Origin of the sequence: Pseudomonas sp. NY15356 (assembly GCF_048068175.1) — a bacterium.
Classification (GTDB): Bacteria; Pseudomonadota; Gammaproteobacteria; order Pseudomonadales; family Pseudomonadaceae; genus Aquipseudomonas; species Aquipseudomonas putida_K.
In genome coordinates, this window is record NZ_JBLUPW010000079.1 from 1 (window position 1) to 661 (window position 661).

Annotated in this window: 1 pseudogene; it reads right to left on the reverse strand. The window is 63.8% G+C overall.

Annotation, left to right across the window (positions count from 1 at the left end):
- A pseudogene (locus ACNFCI_RS23990) lies at positions 1-661 on the reverse strand (type IV secretion protein Rhs); the annotation flags it as partial.

Sequence of the window (661 nt, forward strand, 5' to 3'; positions counted from 1 at the left end):
CTCGTCGTAGCGGTAGTAGGTGCTCTTGCCCGAGCAGTCCTGGTAACGCTCGACCTGGGCCTGGGTGTTCCACCACAGGTACTTGGATTTGTAGGTCGCGTCGATGATGGTATGCGGCAGGCCATCGTCGCCGTTGAGGTACTCGGTCATCTGGCCGAGGGCATCGAATTCGGCGAGCAGGTTGCCCTTGTCGTCGTAGCGCGCTCGCCAGGTGCTGCCGTCCGGGTAGCTGACCTGGGTCACCAGGGTGGTCAGGTGGTGATACTCGTAGGTGGTCTTGCGCCCCAGCGGGTCAGTTTCCTCCAGCAGGCGGGCGAACTCGTCGTACTTGAAGGCGAGTTTGTTGCCGTCCGGCAGGCCTAGCCCGATCATGTTGCCGTGTTCGTCCAGCTCGATGGCATAGCGCTCGCCACCATAGTCCCGGCTGGCGACCACGCGATGGTCGGCGTTGTACTGCACTTCCAGCTCGCGGCCAAGCACGTCGGTGGCCCAACTGGTGCGGGCGCTCAGGTCGTAGCGGAAATGGTAGTGCTCACCGTCGCTGGTCCAATGCTCCACCACGCGCGGCTTGTCGCCAATGGTTTCCCAGCGGTAGTGGCAGCCCAGGCCCAGCGCGTTGCTGTGGCTGGTCATCAGCCCTTCGGCGTAGGTGAAGCCGCGC